Raw genomic sequence first — 16,793 nt, 5'->3', positions numbered from 1 at the left:
CCAAGGGGGGCGGGGAACCGCGCGAGCAACCCCCACCCGCCCGCACGTCCGGGGCGGGGGCGAGAACTCCCCGGTCACCCCTCCAGCGCGTCCCAGGAAACCCGCACCCGCCGCAGGTCCTTCCGCACCCGCTCCGCGAGCCGCTTCGTCTCGCGCCGGTTGAGCGCGGCCCCCACCGCCGCCCCCACCAGGAACGGAATGAGATTCGGCAGATCGCGCACCAGTCTCTTGGTGATCTGCTGCCGCAACTCCCGCTTCATCTGGCCCCCGAGCGCCGCGTTCAACGACGCCGGCTTCGCGACGTCGATCCCCCGCTCACCGGACCAGGACCGCAGGTACATCGCGCTGCGCTGCGCGAGCGTCCCCGGCGGCCGTACGCCGTACACCTCGTGCAGTTCGGCGATCAGCTTCAGTTCGACGGCGGCGACGCCGGTGATCTCCGCGGCCAGTTCGGTCGGCATGGCCGGCGGCACCGGCATCATCGCGGCGGCACCCACCCCGGCACCTACCGTCGCGGTCGCGGCCGCCGCGCCGGCGACGAGTCTGTCGGCGATTTCCTCGGGGCCGAGCCCCGGGAACTGTCCGCGCAGGGTGGCGAGGTCGCGCACGGGCACGCGCGGGGCGAGGTCGATGATCCGGTCCGCCAGGAAGGTCAGTCCCAGCCGGACCCGGTTGTCGCCCCTGCGGAAGCCCTCCCGGACGCCGGTACGCACGTACCGCACGGCGGCGGCCCCGCGCCTCCTCGCGGCGTGCGGCGCCTCGGCTGCGGGCACGGGCAGCGCACCGGCCGCGTACGCGGCGTCGAGCGGCGCGGACCCCGTGGGCGCCGCGAAGCCGGTGGGCCCCGCCGAGGCCGGAGCCGAATTCGATTCCGAATCCGCGGCAGAAGCCGAATCCGCGGAATCCGCACGCTCGGCAGGCGCCGCGAATTCCGCGGGCGCCCCGGAATCCCCGGGCGCCGGAAGATCCAAGGACGTGCCGTCCGACGCGAGCGAGGCCCCCCTGTCGCCCGGGGTGCCGGTCTCCCCGGGTTCTCCCGGGTGTTCCGGTACTCCGGGCCCCGAGGGACCCCGCTCATCGTCACGCACGCCGTGAGGGCCGTCGTACGGCCCCGAGTCCGCCTCCGCCTTCCTGCGGAAGCGGCGCTTCCAGGGAGGGGTCGAGCCGGTCACGGCCGACCCCGCCTCAGTCGCAGTCGCGGCAGATCGGCTGGCCGTTCTTCTCACGGGCCAGCTGACTGCGGTGGTGCACCAGGAAGCAGCTCATGCAAGTGAACTCGTCCTGCTGCTTGGGCAGTACCCGGACGGCCAGCTCCTCATTGGAGAGGTCCGCTCCGGGCAGTTCCAGGCCTTCGGCGGCCTCGAACTCGTCGACGTCGACCGCCGAGGTCGACTTGTCGTTCCGCCGTGCCTTGAGCTCCTCCAGGCTGTCGGAATCGACATCGTCGTCGGTCTTGCGTGGGGTGTCGTAGTCGGTTGCCATTTCGCTCTCCCCCTCTGGGTGTCTGCGGGTGTCTCCAGCGCACGTAACGCGTGAGAGGCCGGACTTGTGCCCGCCTCGAGGCGGAGATTTTGCCTCACATCAAGGTCTGTTACTCAATCGACACCCAACCGGAGTCCTCAAGAGTGATCGGGTTGGATGGCGAACCGGACCGTACACGGTCCACGCGGTGCCGCTCAAAGGCGTCTCACCGTGTACTTCCCGTGATCCGGGCACCGGAAAACCCGGATTTTCCGGCTTTGTCGGCGCCCAAATGATCACGCAGCGTAGACGGCCGGAAAAGTTCTCCTGTGATCGATCACACATGTGACCACCGGATGACCGGTTCGGAAATTACGCCCAAAGCGAACATTTTCCGGTCCGGCCGTGCGAGCGGCGACATGATGTCAGATCGGCAGGGTGACGCGCATCACGAGACCACCGCCCTCCCGGGGCCGGGCGGAGATGTGCCCGCCGTGCGCTCTGGCCACCGAGCGCACGATGGACAGCCCGAGCCCCACCCCCTTGTCGCTGCCCGTGCGTTCGGTACGCAGCCGTCTGAAGGGCTCGAAGAGGTTGTCGATCTCGTAGGCCGGCACCACGGGGCCCGTGTTGGCGACCACCAGGACCGCCTGCCCGTGCTGCACCTCGGTGGTGACCTCCACCCAGCCTCCTTCGGGCACGTTGTAGCGCGCGGCGTTCTGGACCAGGTTCAGGGCGATCCGCTCCAGCAGGACGCCGTTGCCCTGGACCACCGCGGGCGCGCAGGTGCTGCGGATCTCCACGCCCTTGGCCTCGGCCTCGGCGTGCACCTGGTCGATGGCCTGGGCGGCGACCTCGGCGAGGTCGACGGGTTTGCGTTCGACGATCTGGTTGTCGCTGCGGGCGAGCAGCAGCAGGCCCTCCACGAGCTGCTCGCTGCGCTCGTTGGTGGCCAGCAGGGTCTTGCCGAGCTGCTGGAGCTCCACCGGGGCGCCCGGGTCCGAGAGGTGGACCTCCAGGAGCGTGCGGTTGATCGCCAGGGGTGTTCTCAGCTCGTGCGAGGCGTTGCCGACGAAGCGCTGCTGGGCGGTGAAGGCCCGTTGCAGCCGTTCCAGCATGTCGTCGAAGGTGTCGGCCAGCTCCTTGAGCTCGTCGTCCGGGCCGTCCAGCTCGATACGCCGGGAGAGGTCCGAACCGGCCACCGCGCGCGCGGTGCGCGTGATCCGGCCGAGCGGCGACAGCACGCGGCCCGCCATCGCGTAGCCGAACGCGAACGCGATCACGGCGAGGCCGAGCAGGGCGAGCAGCGAGCGGCTGAGCAGGTGGTCCAGGGCCACCTGGCGCTGGTGGTCGGTGCACGCGCTGATCGCGTCGTTGAACTCGGTCAGCGAGAGCTTGTTGTTGACGCCGGGGCAGTCGTTGCTCGTGACCTTGAGGTCGTTGAACTCGACGATCTTGAACAGCGGTTCGCTGCCGGTGCGCAGCGCCTGCGCGGCGAGCAGGTAGATGATCGACAACAACAGGATGCCGGCGATCAGGAACATGCCGCCGTAGAGCAGCGTGAGCCGTATGCGGATGGTCGGGCGCAGCCAGGGGAAGGGCGGTTCCGGTCTGCGCGGGTCCCAGGTGGGCTTCGGGGGCGCCGAGGGGGGCGCCGGTGTCGCGGCCACGGGGATCAGATCCGGTAGCCGGAGCCGGGCACGGTGACGATCACCGGGGGCTCGCCGAGCTTGCGGCGCAGGGTCATGACGGTCACCCGGACGACGTTGGTGAAGGGGTCGGTGTTCTCGTCCCAGGCCTTCTCCAGGAGCTGCTCGGCGGAGACGACGGCGCCCTCGCTGCGCATCAGCACCTCCAGGACCGCGAACTCCTTGGGGGCGAGCTGCACCTCCCGGCCGTCCCGGAAGACCTCGCGGCGGTTGGGGTCGAGCTTGATACCGGCGCGCTCCAGGACGGGCGGCAGCGGCACGCTGGTGCGCCGGCCGAGCGCACGCACGCGCGCGATGAGCTCGCTGAACGCGAACGGCTTGGGCAGATAGTCGTCGGCGCCGATCTCCAAACCCTCGACGCGGTCGCTGACGTCGCCGGAGGCCGTGAGCATCAGCACACGCGTGGGCATGCCGAGCTCGACGATCCGGCGGCAGACGTCGTCGCCGTGGACCAGCGGGAGGTCACGGTCGAGGACGACCACGTCGTAGTCGTTGACGCCGATGCGCTCCAGGGCGGCCGCACCGTCGTACACGACGTCGACGGCCATGGCCTCCCGGCGCAGTCCGGTGGCCACCGCATCGGCGAGCAGCTGCTCGTCCTCGACGACGAGTACGCGCACGTCGCTTGTCCTTCCTTCGTCCGGTCCGCGCGGCACCCCGGGAGGGCGCACGCGGGCAGGGGTCTGTCGTGGAGTGAGGTCTCCATCCTGCCCTTTTCGGCCATAAGTCGGCTGTAAGGCGGCTGAGCGGACCGTGCGGGGCGCACCCCGTGCGCACGGGAGGACCTCCCGTGGATCCCGGGGCCCACGGAATTTCTTCTCCCACCGAGGTTTCCGCGCGACGCGGCATGGGGAGGACGGCTTTACACCCCGCGATCACGCTCTGCTTGGGCACGCCACCCCCGTGTGGCGGGCCGGCGACCGCTTTGCGCAGAGCGGACGCGGGTGTCCGGCACCGTCGCCGCCCGGCGGTCAGCGCCGGGCATCCGCAGGAGCCGTGATCGTCCCTTCCGAATGGCACACCCCCGTGCCACCGACCCACGACCCAGGACGAGGGGGCGCAAGCATGGACGCATTCACCGCAGGACTTCTGCAGCGCATAAGGACGACCGAGTCCGACCTGACGCGGGCGCGCGAGACCGGCGACGACTTCCTCGCGGAGGTCGAGGAGTCGGAACTCGACGATCTGCGTCGTCTGGCCGCCGAGCACGGCGTCGAGGTCAGCGCGTGACCCGCGGCTGACCGACGCGTTCGGCGTGCGGACGGCATGCCCGCGGCGCTCGTACGCCGTCTCATCATCTTGCGTACGTCATGAGAAGCGGGGCCCCGGTGGATCCAGACCGGGGCCCCGTCGCATGTCTCTTCCCTCGGCGGGATGCCGCCGCGAGGATCTGTCAGAAGCCAACGAAGTTGAGAGCTTGGGGGAATCGGCGACCGACGACAACGCGGCAGATGTGCGTGCCAGACCCCGCGTCTGCGGGCTGATCCAAACGACAGGCCCTAGTCGTGCCAGGCGCCCAGGGCCTCCAGGCGGGCCTGGAGCGGCTCGAAGAGGCCGGGGGGTGCCGCGAGCGTCAGCTCGGGCGAGACGGGCTCTCCCGGGCGTCCACCGGCCAGCGCGCCCGCCTCCCGGGCGATCAGGTCGCCCGCCGCGTAGTCCCAGGGGTGCAGCCCGCGCTCGTAGTACGCGTCGAGCCGACCCACCGCCACGTCGCACAGGTCGATCGCGGCCGAGCCCCCGCGCCGGATGTCCCGCACCTCGGGCACCAGGTGCCGGATCACCTCGGCCTGCCGGGCGCGGCGCTCGGCGAGGTAGCCGAACCCGGTCCCGACGAGCGCCTGCCCGAACACCGGGGCGGGCCGCACGCGCGCGGGGCGGTCATTGACGTACGCGCCCTCCCCCAGGACCGCGCGGTACGTCTCGCCGCGCATCGGCGCGAACACGACGCCCACCACGGTCTCGCCGTCCACCCGGGCGGCGATGGACACCGCCCAGCTGGGCAGCCCGTACAGGTAGTTGACGGTGCCGTCGAGGGGATCGATCACCCACCGCACCCCGCTGGTGCCCTCGACGCTGGCGCCCTCCTCGCCGAGCACGCCGTCGTCGGGCCGGGCCTCGGCCAGCAGCCCGGTGATCAGTTTCTCGGAGGCGATGTCCATCTCGGTGACGACGTCGACCGCGCTGGACTTGGTCGCGGCCACCCCGAGGTCGTCGGGCCGGCCGTCCCGCAGGAAGGTGCCCGCGCGGTCGGCCGCGTCGAGCGCGATCCGCAGCAGTTCGGTCTTGAGCGCACCTTGTTCCGGCTGGTTCACACCGCTCCTCACGCGTAGGGGCTGTCGGCGCCCGCGGCGGCGGGCTTGGGGGCACGGGCGGGGCAGCAGCCCACCGGGCAGACGTCGTGGCTCGCGCCGAGCGCGCCGAGGGCGCACGGGGAGACCTTCTGCCCGCGCTCGGCGGCGGCACGCTCCGTCACCAGGTCCCGCACGGCGGCGGCGAAGCGCGGGTCGGCGCCGACGGTGGCGGACCGGCGCACCGGCAGGCCCAGCTCCGCCGCCTTGGCCGTGGCCTCGGTGTCGAGGTCGTAGAGGACCTCCATGTGGTCCGACACGAACCCGATGGGCGCCATCACGACGGCGGGCACGCCCTTGCCGTGCAGTTCCTCCAGGTGGTCGCAGATGTCGGGCTCCAGCCACGGGATGTGCGGGGCGCCGGAACGCGACTGGTAGACCAGCCGCCACGGGTGGTCGACGCCGGTCCGCTTCCGTACGGCGTCGGCGATCAACTGGGCGACGTCCAGGTGCTGGCGCACGTACGCGCCGCCCTCCCCGTGCCGCTCGGCGGGGCCCGAGGTGTCGGCGGCCGTGACGGGGATGGAGTGCGTGCAGAACGCGAGGTGGGCACCATCGCGCACGTCCTCGGGGAGGTCTGCCAGCGACTCCAGGACGCCCTCGATCATGGGTTCGACGAAGCCGGGGTGGTTGAAGTAGTGCCGCAGCTTGTCGACCCTCGGCAGTTCGAGCCCCTCCCCCTCCAGCGTGGCCAGCGCGTCGGCGAGGTTCTCGCGGTACTGGCGGCAGCCGGAGTACGAGGCGTAGGCGCTGGTGGCGAGGACCAGGATGCGGCGGCGGCCGTCGGCGACCATCTCGCGCAGGGTGTCCGTCAGATAGGGCGCCCAGTTGCGGTTGCCCCAGTAGACGGGCAGGTCGAGCCCGTGCCCGGCGAAGTCCTCGCGGAGGGCGTCGAGGAGGGCGCGGTTCTGGGCGTTGATGGGGCTCACGCCACCGAACAGGAAGTAGTGCTGCCCCACCTCCTTGAGGCGCTCCGTGGGGATGCCGCGGCCACGGGTCACGTTCTCCAGGAACGGGACGACGTCGTCCGGGCCTTCGGGGCCGCCGAACGACAGGAGCAGCAGGGCGTCGTAGGGGGTGGGATCGAGTACGTCGGGCATGCCCTCGATCCTCCCACGGGGGGATCGCGCGGGCCCGTGGGGGCAGCGTCCCCCGGCCCCCTGCCGGAGCCCCGGAAATCGGGGTTACCGCAGGCCGGTGACACGCGTACATTGGGGAGACCTTGGTCGTAAGGCGTGTTCCGCGCTTCGCGCCTTACCGCATTTCCGGAGAGCCCGTGCCCAGCCCCTACCGCGCCCTGTTCGCCGCCCCCGGCTCCGCCGCGTTCTCCGCCGCCGGGCTGGTCGGGCGGATGCCGCTGTCGATGATGGGCATCGGCATCGTGACGATGATCTCCCAGCTCACCGGCCGCTACGGGCTCGCCGGGGCGCTGTCGGCCACCCTCGCGCTGTCCGCCGCGCTGCTCGGACCGCAGATCTCGCGCCTCGTCGACCGGCACGGACAGCGCCGGGTCCTGCGCCCGGCGACCCTGGTCGCGCTGGCCGCCGCGACCGGGCTGCTGCTGGCCGCGCACCACGGGTGGCCGGACTGGGTGCTGTTCGTGTGCGCGGCCGGGATCGGCGCCGTGCCGAGCCTGGGCGCGATGATCAGGGCGCGCTGGGCGGCGCTCTACCGGGGCACTCCCCAACTGCACACCGCGTACTCGTTCGAGTCGGTCATCGACGAGGTGTGCTTCATCTTCGGTCCGATCCTCTCGATCGGCCTGTCCACCCGGTGGTTCCCCGAGGCGGGGCCGCTGCTGGCCGCGTGCTTCCTCGCGGCCGGCGTCCTCTGGCTGACCTCCCAGCGCGCCACCGAACCGGCGCCGCATCCGCGCGCGCACCACGGCGGCGGCACGGCCCTGCGCGCGCCGGGCCTTCAGGTGCTGGTCGGCACGTTCGCGGCGACCGGGGCGATCTTCGGCGCGGTCGACGTGGTCACCGTCGCCTTCGCCGACGAGCGGGGGCACAAGGGGGCCGCGAGCGTCGTCCTCGCCGTCTATGCGGCAGGCTCCTGTGCCGCCGGACTCCTGTTCGGACTGATCCGCTTCGCCGGGGCGCCGGAACGCCGCTGGTTCCTGGGCATCTGCGCCATGGCCGTGAGTATGATCCCATTCCTACTGGTCGGAAACCTGCCGTCTCTGGCCGTGGCGCTGTTCGTTGCGGGCCTGTCCGTCGCACCCACGATGATCACGACGATGGCCCTGATCGAGCAGCACGTACCCCGCGCGAAACTGACCGAGGGCATGACCTGGGTGAGCACCGGGCTCGCGGTCGGCGTCGCGCTCGGCTCCTCGGTGTCCGGGTGGGTGATCGACGCCTCCGGGGCCCGTGCCGGGTACGGGGTCCCGGTGGTCTCCGGGGCCGTCGCGGTGGCGGTCGGTCTCCTCGGGTACCGCCGGCTGTCGAGGCCGGTCACGCGGCGGGAGGGGCCCCATGAGCACCACAGCGAGCGGGAAGAACGGCACGGGGAGCGGCGGCACGGGGAACGGCCCGAGGAAGGCCGGCCCGGTCGGCACCGGGACGGGGAGGACCGGCCCGTGGCGTAACTGGGCGGGCAACGTCACCGCCCGGCCCGCCCGCGAGGTCGCCCCGGCCTCGGTCGAGGAGCTCTCCGCCGCGGTGCGCCGCGCGGCCGAGGACGGGCTGCGCGTCAAGGCGGTGGGCACCGGTCACTCCTTCACCTCGGTGGCCGCCACCGACGGCGTCCTGGTGCGCCCGCAGCTGCTGACCGGGATACGGGAGATCGACCGCGCGGCCGGCACGGTCACCGTCGAGGCCGGCACCCCGCTCAAGCGCCTGAACGAGGCCCTCGCGCGCGAGGGGCTCTCGCTCACCAACATGGGCGACATCATGGAGCAGACGGTCTCCGGCGCGACCAGCACCGGCACCCACGGCACCGGCCGCGAGTCCGGGTCGATCGCCGCCCAGATCAGGGCACTCGAAATGGTGACGGCCGACGGCTCGGTGCTGACTTGTTCCGCGGACGAGAACCCGGACGTGTTCGCCGCCGCCCGCATCGGGCTCGGCGCCCTCGGCATCATCACCGCGGTCACCTTCGCCGTGGAGCCGGTCTTCCTGCTCACCGCGCGCGAGGAACCGATGCCACTGGACCGGGTTCTGTCCGAATTCGACCAGCTCTGGGCGGAGAACGAGCACTTCGAGTTCTACTGGTTCCCGCACACCGGCAACACCAACACCAAGCGCAACAACCGCAGCGCCGGCCCGCGCCGGCCGGTGCCCGCGGTCAAGGGCTGGTTCGAGGACGAGTTCCTTTCCAACCACCTCTTCCACGCCGTCAACCACCTCGGGCGCGCGGTCCCCGCGACGATCCCCGTCATCGCCGGGATCAGCAGCCGGGCGCTGTCCGCGCGGACGTACACCGACCTCCCCTACAAGGTCTTCACCTCCCCGCGCCGGGTGCGCTTCATGGAGATGGAGTACGCCGTTCCGCGCGCCGCCCTCGCCGACACGCTGCGGGAGCTGAAGGCGATGGTGGACCGCTCGCCGCTGCGGGTCAGCTTCCCCGTGGAGGTCCGCACCTGCCCCGCCGACGACATCGCGCTGTCCACCGCCTCCGGCCGGGACAGCGCCTACATCGCCGTGCACATGTTCCGCGGCACGCCCTACCAGGCGTACTTCACCGCCGCCGAGCGGATCTTCACGGCGCACGAGGGGCGCCCGCACTGGGGAAAGATCCACACGCGCGACGCCGAGTACCTCGCGGCCGCCTACCCGCGCTTCGGCGAGTTCACCGCGCTGCGGGACCGGCTCGACCCGGACCGGCGGTTTCAGAACGACTACTTGCGGCGAGTGTTGGGGAGATAGACACCTGGCTGCCGGACCCCCGGCCGCCGGACCGCCGGACCACCCGGCCGCCGGACTCGGAGCATGCCGTGGAAGCACACCGTTGCGGCACACGGTTTCCGAGAAGTCCGACGGCGTGGTGATCCACGAAGGTGGTCCGAATGGAGTACTGTTGCGAGCCCTGGGTCCCGGGTCCCATCAGGGTGTCCGGGACCGTGCTGGACCGCCGGGAGGGAGAGTGCGTTGCACAGAGTGACTGAGCTCGTCACTCAGCGTTGCGATCAGGTAACCGTGCCATAACGGCGTTCCAGGGCCCGCGCCCGACACGCCGGGCAACTCGGCAAGGTTGTGGCAGGCTGCACCCGGGCAGGCCACACTCGACTAGCGGAAGCAGCGACGCACGTGACGTCGGCAGGCACCACCCGGGAGGTCCCCATGCCCGAACTGCGTGTCGTGGCCGTCTCCAATGACGGCACACGGCTGGTGCTGAAGGCTGCGGACAGCACGGAGTACACGCTTCCGATTGACGAACGGCTCCGCGCCGCCGTGCGCGGCGACCGTCCCCGCCTCGGCCAGATCGAGATCGAGGTGGAGAGCCACCTCCGCCCCCGTGACATCCAGGCCCGTATAAGGGCCGGCGCCTCCGCGGAGGAGGTCGCCCAGCTCGCCGGGATCCCCGTCGACCGCGTCCGCCGGTTCGAGGGCCCGGTGCTGGCCGAGCGCGCCTTCATGGCCGAGCGGGCCCGCAAGACCCCGGTCCGCCGCCCCGGCGAGAACGCCGGTCCGCTGCTCGGCGAGGCCGTGCAGGAGCGGCTGCTGCTGCGCGGCGCGGAGAAGGACACCATCCAGTGGGACTCCTGGCGCCGGGACGACGGCACCTGGGAGGTCCTGCTGGTCTACCGGGTCGCGGGCGAACCGCACTCCGCGAGCTGGACCTACGACCCGCCGCGCCGGCTCGTCCAGGCCGTGGACGACGAGGCGCGCTCGCTGATCGGCGAGTCCGACGACCTCGCCGCGCCCGAGCCGAGTTTCCCGTTCGTGCCGCGGATCGCCCGGCTGCCGCGGGACCGTCCGCTGGACCGCGCCCTGGACCGGCCCGTGCTGCCCGCGCAGATCTCCGAGCCCGACGGGGAGAGCGCGGGCGAGCGGGACTCGCTGACCAGCCTGCTGGAGGCGGTGCCGAGCTTCCGGGGCGACCTGGTGGTCCCGGAGCCGCCCGCCGAGACGGAGGACGAACCCGCCGACGAACCCGCCGCGGAGGAGCCCCCGGCGCCCGCGGCCTCGGCCGGTTCGGCCTACGCGGACGTGCTGATGCCGCGCTCGGTGACCAGCCATCGCGACCGGCTGATCGGCTCCACCGACCGGCAGGCCGAGGCGGACGGCGTCCGTCCGGGCCGTAGGGCGGCCGTGCCGAGCTGGGACGAGATCGTGTTCGGCACGCGGCGCAAGAAGCAGGAATGAACCGGAGCGGCGCCGGGTCGGCGCCGGGCGTTCCGGTGCCGGCCCCGGGCCTTCTCGGGCTCGGCCCCGGGCCTTCCGGGGGCGACACCGATCACCGGCGGGGGCCGTCACCGACGTCACCGACAGTGAGTCAACCGCACCCATCGGCAGCCACGTTCGTGTGCGGGTCGATTTCCGGCTGACCGCCCCTCACCCCGCACCTGACGGATCGTCAAGCGCGGGCAGGGCCCGTACCACTTCCGGTACGGGCCCTGCTCATGCCTTCGTACTGTGCTGCACCTACTGCGGGTCCGGGCCCACCGCCACCGGGCGGCCCGAGTCGGAGCTCCACTCCGACCACGAGCCGACGTACAGCGCGGCCGGGACGCCCGCCGCGGCGAGCGCCAGCACCTGGTGCGCGGCGGAGACGCCGGAGCCGCAGTACACGCCGACCTCCGTGCCCTCCGTCACGCCCAACGCCTTGAAGCGGTCGGCGAGTTCGGCGGCGGGCAGCAGCGTGCCGGACGCCGTCGTGTTCTCGGTGGTCGGCGCCGACACCGCGCCCGGGATGTGGCCGCCGACCGGGTCGATCGGCTCCACCTCGCCCCGGTACCGCTCCCCCGCCCGCGCGTCGAGCAGCAGTCCGGTGCGTGCCAGCGCCGCCGCCCCGTCCGCGTCGAGCAGCGGCATCGCGCCCGGCCGCGGCCGGAAGTCGCCGGGTTCCGGTGTCCCGGTGCCGGTCTCCAGCGGCCCGTCCCAGGCGGCGATCCCGCCGTCCAGCACCCGCACGTCCGGGTGTCCCGCCCAGCGCAGCAGCCACCAGGCGCGCGCCGCCGCCCAGCCCTGGCCGCCGTCGTAGACGACGACGGGGCGACCGGCACAGACACCGGCGGCGCGCATGGCCGCGCCGAAGTGCTCGACGTCGGGCAGCGGATGCCGGCCGGCCGGTCCCGGCGGCCCGGCCAGGTCCGCGTCCAGGTCGACGTAGACGGCGCCCGGCACATGTCCCGCCGCGTGGGCGGCGCGGCCGTCGAACGGGGCCTGCCCCGACGCCCTGGCGGTGCTCAACTGCCAGCGGACGTCGAGCAGCACGGGCGGCGCGGCGGAGCCCGCCCGCTGGTCCGCCGGCCGGCCCGCCGGGCGACCGGCGGGCTGCTCGATCAGCAGATCGGCCAGCTCGGATACGGAGATGAGGGGGTTCATGGCCCCCATCCTCCCGCACGGGCTGGCCACGTCGTCCCGATCCGGCTACCCTTCCCGCCGGACGGTTCCGATCACCCGGCGTACGGGAACGGACACCATCCGTACCGCTGATCGTCACCGCGCGGGCATCGCCCGGCAACGGACGGGACACCGCACCCCGGAACGTCCCCCGCGGTGACGCACCGACGACGGCGCGGCCCGGCACGGGACGCGCCGCCCGCGGTGCGACCATCGGCACGAAGCGTGCGCCGGCGCGACCGCGACAGACCGCACGCAGGCGAAGCGGACCGGCCACCGCCAAGGGGCCGAGAAGAGAGTGACCATGACCGAGGCAAGCCGGCCGGCCGACCCGAACGGCACCGCGCACGCCCGCCCCGCACCCGGCACGCCCTGCTGGGTGAGCCTGATGGTGCACGGCACGGCCGCGACCCAGGAGTTCTACGGGGAACTCTTCGGCTGGGAGTTCCGGCCCGGCCCCGAGCAACTCGGCCCGTATGTACGGGCACTCCTCGACGGCCGTGAGGTGGCCGGCATCGGACAGCTGCCGCCCGACCGGGAGCTGCCGGTGGCCTGGACGCCGTACTTCGCCTCGGACGACGTGGACGCGACGGCGGAGACCGTGCGGCACTGCGGCGGCACGGTGGGCGTCGGCCCGCTGGACGCGGGCGCGGCCGGCCGGCTGGCCGTCGCCGTCGACCCGTCGGGCGCGGTCTTCGGCATCTGGCAGCCGGCCGCCCACGCCGGCACGGAGCTGACGGGGGCACCCGGTACCCCCGCCTGGAACGAACTGCTGACCTACGACTCCACGGGCGTCACGAAGTTCTACCGCAACGTCTTCGGCTACGAGGAGGAGCCCCCCGAGTCCGCCGAAGCCACCCCCGCCGAACAGGTCGACCGCGTCGTCCTGCGCCGCCACGGCCGCCCGGTCGCCGCCGTACACGGCATGGGCCAAGCCCTCCCCCGCGACCGGGGCGCACACTGGCTGACGTACTTCGAGGTACCCGACGCCGACGAGGCGACCCGGCGGGTGACGGCCCTCGGCGGCCGAGTCGTCGAACCGGCGCACGACGGCCCCCACGGCCGCACCACCACGGTCACCGACCCGGAGGGCGCGCTCTTCGCACTGCTTCAGCGACCGCGCTGACGTCGGCACCATCGCCCCCAAGGCCCCCTGACGGAAGTGCGCGCGCCCCCTGCCGGAAGTGCGTGCACTCCCGGCAGCGCGCGCGCCGGGAGGGCCGTCGTGGTGGGGGTAGTCGTCAGGCGGGGGGCACCGGCAGCACGTCCGGTGAGAGGGCGCCCGCGCGGGAGGACGCGGCTGTCATGCGGCGGCGGTGGTGGCGGCGGCAGAGGACCTCGTAGCCGATCTCGTCGGGGGACTGGGCGACGTCGCCGACGACGACCTGGGCGCCCTCGACGACCATGACGCCGCCGACCGTGCGCGCGTTGTGCGTGGCGCGGGCGCCGCACCAGCACAGGGCCTCGACCTGGAGGACCTCGACCCGGTCGGCGAGTTCGACCAGCCGCTGGGAGCCGGGGAAGAGCTTGGAACGGAAGTCCGTGGTGATGCCGAAGGCGTAGACGTCGATGTCGAGGTCGTCGACCACGCGGGCGAGCTGGTCGATCTGTTCGGGGGCGAGGAACTGGGCCTCGTCGGCGATGACGTAGTCGGCGCGGCCGCCCTGGGAGAGGTGTTCGACGAGGTATCCGTACAGGTCCTGGCCGTCCTCGACCTCGACCGCGTCCGTGACCAGTCCGAGCCGCGAGGACAGCTTGCCCTCGCCCGCGCGGTCGTCCCGGGTGAAGATCACGCCCTGGAGTCCGCGCGCCGAACGGTTGTGCTCGATCTGGAGGGCCAGCGTCGATTTCCCGCAGTCCATCGTTCCGGAGAAGAACACCAGCTCGGGCATGGCGGGACGGGCGCCTTTCGGTGGGAGGTGCGGTGAGCGTACCGGACGGGTGTTCAGGAGCGTACTTCGAGCAGGGGGACCCACTGTTCGGCCGGGGTCATCGAGCCGTGGTTGCCGGTCATCGCCGACTCCTTCGGTTCCCGTTCGGAGGCGATGAGCAGCACGTCGTCGCGGGCGGCGGCGACGACGTCGCCGAGGCGCGGGCGGACCCGGTCCTCCACCTCGGGGCCGAACCAGCCGGCCGCGATCGCCTCCTCGCGCGAGGCCACCCAGAACTGCTCGCCGAGCACCTCGCGCCAGCAGGCCAGGACGTCCTCCTGGGCGCCGGGCACCGCGTAGACGTGCCGGGCGCGGCCCTCGCCGCCGAGCAGGGCGACGCCGGCCCGCAGCTCCCAGTCCTCGTCGAAGTCGATGCGGTGTTCCTCGTCGAACGGGATGTCGACCATGCCGTGGTCGGCCGTGATGTACAGCGCGGTGCGCGGGGGCAGTTGCTCGGCCAGGCGCCGGGCCAGGCCGTCGACGTGCATCAGCCGGCCGCGCCAGGCGTCGGAGTCGATGCCGAAGCGGTGGCCGGCGCCGTCCACCTCGGAGTAGTACGTGTAGACGAGCGCGCGGTCGGCCGCGGCGAGCTGCTCGGCGGCCAGGTCCATGCGCTCCTCGCCGGAGGGCCGGCCGAGGAAGGTGCCGCCGCTGAGCGCGACCTTGGTCAGCGGGGTGTTCTCGAAGTGCGGAGCGGAGACCTGGGCGGCGTGCACACCCGCCGCGTGGGCGAGCTGGAAGACCGTGGGGTACGGCTGCCAGGGCGCGGGCGGGGCCCAGGGCTGCCAGCGGAGCTGGTTCATCAGTTCGCCGGTGTCCGGATTGCGCACCGTGTACCCGGGCAGTCCGTGGGCGCCCGGGGGCAGGCCGGTGCCGACGGAGGCGAGCGAGGTGGCGGTGGTGGCCGGGTAGCCGGCGGTGAGCGGGCGTCCGGTGCCGCCCCGGGAGGTGCCGAGCAGCGAGGCGAGGAACGGGGCCTCGTCGGGGTGGGCCTTGAGCTGCTCCCAGCCGAGGCCGTCGACGAGGAGGACGCAGGCGCGGTCGGCCGGGGCCAGCTCGGGGATCGTGGCGGCGGTGCCGGGTACGCCCATGCCGGCGGCGAGGGTGGGCAGCAGGTCGGCGAGCGAGCCCGTGCCGTACTCGGGGACGGGCGCGGACTCCAGGGCGAGCGGTTCGGGGTCGTCCCAGGCGGGCAGTGCCATCAGTGGGCCGGGTCCGCGGTCGCCTCGGAGAGGGACTGCGCGAAGGCGAGCGTCTGGGCCACCGTCTCCGGGCCGTCCCCGGCCTCGCTCACCCGCAGGCTGAGGTCGTCGGCGGTCGAGCTGCCGGTGTAGCCGTGGTCGGCCTCGCAGTTGGGGTCGCCGCAGGCGGCGGGCTCCAGGTCGATCCGGGAGACCGCGCCCCAGCCGATGGTGAGCACGACCTCGCGGGGCGGGGTGCCCGGCTTGTACGACTCGGGGTTGGCGACGACGCGGCTGAGCACGACGGACGAGATCCGGCCGATCTTCACGGACTCCGTCGAGGTGGTGGCGTACGGCGTCGGGGAGGTGTCGTCGGCGGCCTGCTCGTCGGTGTGGCTGACGATGAAGCGGTTGCCGGTGAGGACGAGCACCGTGACGTGCCGGCGGACCTCGTTCTGGTCGAACGTCGTCTCCTGGTGGACCAGGTACGACCGGATGGGCTCGCCGCCCACGGCGGCCTCCACCGCCTCGGCCACGAGGGCCGGGTAGTAGCCGCTGCGCTCGATCGCCGCTCGCAGCCCCTGGGTCGTCGTACTGGTCTTGGCCATGATGTCCATCCTACGGGGGCCCACCGACTGCCCAGGCACCGCTCGTCGCCACCCCTTCGACGGGCGCCGGGCCCCCGGCGTACCGGTCAGTACACCGGCAGGGTGCGGGGGCCCAGGTCGTCGCGAGCGGGCGGGGGCGCGAGCCGGACGGTGGCGCCGAGGACGGCGGCGCCGTGCGGGGCGACGACGACCGGTTCCAGGGTGACGGCGACGACCTCCGGGTGGTCGTCGACCAGGCGGGACAGGCGCAGCATCAGCTCCTCCAGCGCCGGGGTGTCCACCGGGGCCGAGCCGCGCCAGCCGAACAGCAGCGGGGCGGTGCGGATCGCACGGACGAGCGAGGAGGCGTCCCGATCCGTGACCGGGACCAGACGGTGCGCGGTGTCGCCGAGCAGCTGCGAGGCGGCCCCGGCGAGCCCGAACGACAGGACGGCGCCGGCGGCGGGGTCGATCACCGCCCGTACGACGGTGTCGACGCCGCGCGGTGCCATGCCCTGCACCACGGGGCGCAGCTCCTCGGGGCCGCCGAACAGTTCGGTCAGCTCCGCGTAGGCGCGGCGCAGCTGGCTCTCGTCGGCGAGGTCGAGGCGGACGCCGCCGAGGTCGGCGCGGTGGCGCAGGTGGGGGGCGGTGGCCTTGAGGGCGACGGGGTAGCCGAGCGTCCGGGCGGCCTCGGCGGCGGTGTCGGGGGTGGGGGCGGGCAGGGCGCGGTGCACATGGATGCCGTAGGCGGCGAGCAGGTCGCAGGTGCGGTCGGGGCCGAGGGTGAGGCCCTGGCCGCCGGTGAGCCATCGGTCGATGAGGCGGGCGGCGCCCTTCTCGTCGATGTCGTCGTACTCGGGCACCTTGCCCGGCTCGGCCGACTCGCGCCGCCACTGCGCGTACCGCACGGCTTCCGCGAGCGCGCGGACGGCTCGCTCGGCGGCGGGGTAGGCGGGGATGAGGCGGGGGGTGGTGGGGGTGGGGGGGGGCAGGGCGCGGTGCACATGGATGCCGTAGGCGGCGAGCAGGTCGCAGGTGCGGTCGGGGCCGAGGGTGAGGCCCTGGCC

At 73.1% G+C, this 16,793-nt stretch carries 16 protein-coding genes; 5 read left to right on the top strand and 11 right to left on the bottom strand.

The window, feature by feature from the left end; all coding sequences use genetic code 11:
* Positions 1 to 74: 74 nt before the first annotated feature.
* The 4 genes from IO29_RS14505 to IO29_RS14490 form a co-directional block, all read right to left on the bottom strand.
* Positions 75 to 971, bottom strand: coding sequence for a hypothetical protein (locus IO29_RS14505; protein WP_420705372.1), 897 nt, complete (start codon positions 969 to 971; stop codon positions 75 to 77).
* 214 nt (positions 972 to 1,185) lie between these two features.
* A complete protein-coding gene (locus IO29_RS14500; protein WP_005481602.1) occupies positions 1,186 to 1,482 on the bottom strand; it encodes a DUF4193 domain-containing protein in 297 nt (98 codons plus the stop codon).
* A gap of 404 nt (positions 1,483 to 1,886) precedes the next feature.
* A complete protein-coding gene (locus IO29_RS14495; RefSeq protein WP_030382148.1) occupies positions 1,887 to 3,131 on the bottom strand; it encodes a sensor histidine kinase in 1,245 nt (414 codons plus the stop codon).
* Between the two features lie 5 nt (positions 3,132 to 3,136).
* On the bottom strand, positions 3,137 to 3,790 hold the full coding sequence (locus IO29_RS14490; protein ID WP_004982445.1) for a response regulator transcription factor: 654 nt from the start codon (positions 3,788 to 3,790) through the stop codon (positions 3,137 to 3,139).
* A gap of 445 nt (positions 3,791 to 4,235) precedes the next feature.
* Here IO29_RS14490 and IO29_RS38930 point away from each other — a divergent pair, with 445 nt between their 5' ends.
* A complete protein-coding gene (locus tag IO29_RS38930; RefSeq protein WP_199806957.1) occupies positions 4,236 to 4,400 on the top strand; it encodes a hypothetical protein in 165 nt (54 codons plus the stop codon).
* Between the two features lie 269 nt (positions 4,401 to 4,669).
* Here the strand turns inward: IO29_RS38930 and IO29_RS14485 are convergent, their stop codons facing one another.
* Both IO29_RS14485 and IO29_RS14480 read right to left on the bottom strand, forming a co-directional pair.
* Entirely contained in the window at positions 4,670 to 5,482 is an 813-nt protein-coding gene (locus IO29_RS14485) for an inositol monophosphatase family protein (protein WP_030382147.1), read from the bottom strand.
* An 8-nt stretch (positions 5,483 to 5,490) separates the two neighbouring features.
* Entirely contained in the window at positions 5,491 to 6,618 is a 1,128-nt protein-coding gene (locus tag IO29_RS14480; RefSeq protein ID WP_030382146.1) for a ferrochelatase, read from the bottom strand.
* A 176-nt stretch (positions 6,619 to 6,794) separates the two neighbouring features.
* On the opposite strand from IO29_RS14480, the gene IO29_RS14475 reads away from it, so the two are divergent.
* The 3 genes from IO29_RS14475 to sepH all read left to right on the top strand — a co-directional run bounded on the left by IO29_RS14475 (position 6,795) and on the right by sepH (position 10,824).
* The gene (locus tag IO29_RS14475; protein ID WP_030382145.1) at positions 6,795 to 8,105 is read left to right on the top strand and encodes an MFS transporter; all 1,311 of its coding nucleotides are present in this window, start codon (positions 6,795 to 6,797) and stop codon (positions 8,103 to 8,105) included.
* Positions 7,993 to 9,384 carry a D-arabinono-1,4-lactone oxidase gene (locus IO29_RS14470; protein ID WP_078618470.1) on the top strand — a complete coding sequence of 464 codons (1,392 nt, stop codon included), beginning with the start codon at positions 7,993 to 7,995 and terminating at the stop codon, positions 9,382 to 9,384. The genes IO29_RS14475 and IO29_RS14470 overlap by 113 nt, the downstream gene beginning before the upstream one ends.
* A 414-nt stretch (positions 9,385 to 9,798) precedes the next feature.
* Positions 9,799 to 10,824 (top strand): septation protein SepH, encoded by a 1,026-nt coding sequence (sepH, locus tag IO29_RS14465; RefSeq protein WP_030382143.1) that lies wholly within the window; start codon positions 9,799 to 9,801, stop codon positions 10,822 to 10,824.
* Between the two features lie 279 nt (positions 10,825 to 11,103).
* On the opposite strand, the gene IO29_RS14460 is transcribed toward sepH, so the two are convergent.
* A complete protein-coding gene (locus IO29_RS14460) occupies positions 11,104 to 12,006 on the bottom strand; it encodes a sulfurtransferase (protein WP_030382142.1) in 903 nt (300 codons plus the stop codon).
* A gap of 322 nt (positions 12,007 to 12,328) precedes the next feature.
* On the opposite strand from IO29_RS14460, the gene IO29_RS14455 reads away from it, so the two are divergent.
* A complete protein-coding gene (locus tag IO29_RS14455) occupies positions 12,329 to 13,150 on the top strand; it encodes a VOC family protein (RefSeq protein WP_030382141.1) in 822 nt (273 codons plus the stop codon).
* Between the two features lie 115 nt (positions 13,151 to 13,265).
* Here IO29_RS14455 and IO29_RS14450 read toward each other — a convergent pair whose 3' ends face one another.
* From IO29_RS14450 to IO29_RS14435, 4 genes are all read right to left on the bottom strand, one after another.
* Positions 13,266 to 13,916: a thymidine kinase gene (locus IO29_RS14450; protein ID WP_030382140.1), complete on the bottom strand. Its 651-nt coding sequence runs from the start codon at positions 13,914 to 13,916 to the stop codon at positions 13,266 to 13,268.
* Between the two features lie 53 nt (positions 13,917 to 13,969).
* Positions 13,970 to 15,157 carry an alkaline phosphatase family protein gene (locus IO29_RS14445; RefSeq protein ID WP_030382139.1) on the bottom strand — a complete coding sequence of 396 codons (1,188 nt, stop codon included), beginning with the start codon at positions 15,155 to 15,157 and terminating at the stop codon, positions 13,970 to 13,972.
* Positions 15,157 to 15,744 (bottom strand): DUF5998 family protein, encoded by a 588-nt coding sequence (locus IO29_RS14440; protein ID WP_030382138.1) that lies wholly within the window; start codon positions 15,742 to 15,744, stop codon positions 15,157 to 15,159. Before IO29_RS14440 ends, IO29_RS14445 begins: the two co-directional genes overlap by 1 nt.
* An 86-nt stretch (positions 15,745 to 15,830) precedes the next feature.
* Positions 15,831 to 16,793: acetate--CoA ligase family protein (locus tag IO29_RS14435; protein ID WP_037840546.1), on the bottom strand; the 963-nt coding region annotated here is incomplete at its 5' end.

The organism is Streptomyces sp. NRRL F-6676, from assembly GCF_000725625.1.
Taxonomy (GTDB): domain Bacteria; phylum Actinomycetota; class Actinomycetes; order Streptomycetales; family Streptomycetaceae; genus Streptomyces.
Note: the sequence above shows the minus strand (reverse complement) of the source record. Positions and strands in the feature narration are given on the sequence as shown.

Coding starts and splice junctions, on each gene's coding strand:
- IO29_RS14500 (WP_005481602.1), bottom strand. CDS start 1,482: ATGGCAACCGACTACGACACCCCACGCAAGACCGACGACGATGTCGAT.
- IO29_RS38930 (WP_199806957.1), top strand. CDS start 4,236: ATGGACGCATTCACCGCAGGACTTCTGCAGCGCATAAGGACGACCGAG.
- IO29_RS14480 (WP_030382146.1), bottom strand. CDS start 6,618: ATGCCCGACGTACTCGATCCCACCCCCTACGACGCCCTGCTGCTCCTG.
- IO29_RS14470 (WP_078618470.1), top strand. CDS start 7,993: ATGAGCACCACAGCGAGCGGGAAGAACGGCACGGGGAGCGGCGGCACG.
- sepH (WP_030382143.1), top strand. CDS start 9,799: ATGCCCGAACTGCGTGTCGTGGCCGTCTCCAATGACGGCACACGGCTG.
- IO29_RS14460 (WP_030382142.1), bottom strand. CDS start 12,006: ATGAACCCCCTCATCTCCGTATCCGAGCTGGCCGATCTGCTGATCGAG.
- IO29_RS14455 (WP_030382141.1), top strand. CDS start 12,329: ATGACCGAGGCAAGCCGGCCGGCCGACCCGAACGGCACCGCGCACGCC.
- IO29_RS14450 (WP_030382140.1), bottom strand. CDS start 13,916: ATGCCCGAGCTGGTGTTCTTCTCCGGAACGATGGACTGCGGGAAATCG.
- IO29_RS14445 (WP_030382139.1), bottom strand. CDS start 15,157: ATGGCACTGCCCGCCTGGGACGACCCCGAACCGCTCGCCCTGGAGTCC.
- IO29_RS14440 (WP_030382138.1), bottom strand. CDS start 15,744: ATGGCCAAGACCAGTACGACGACCCAGGGGCTGCGAGCGGCGATCGAG.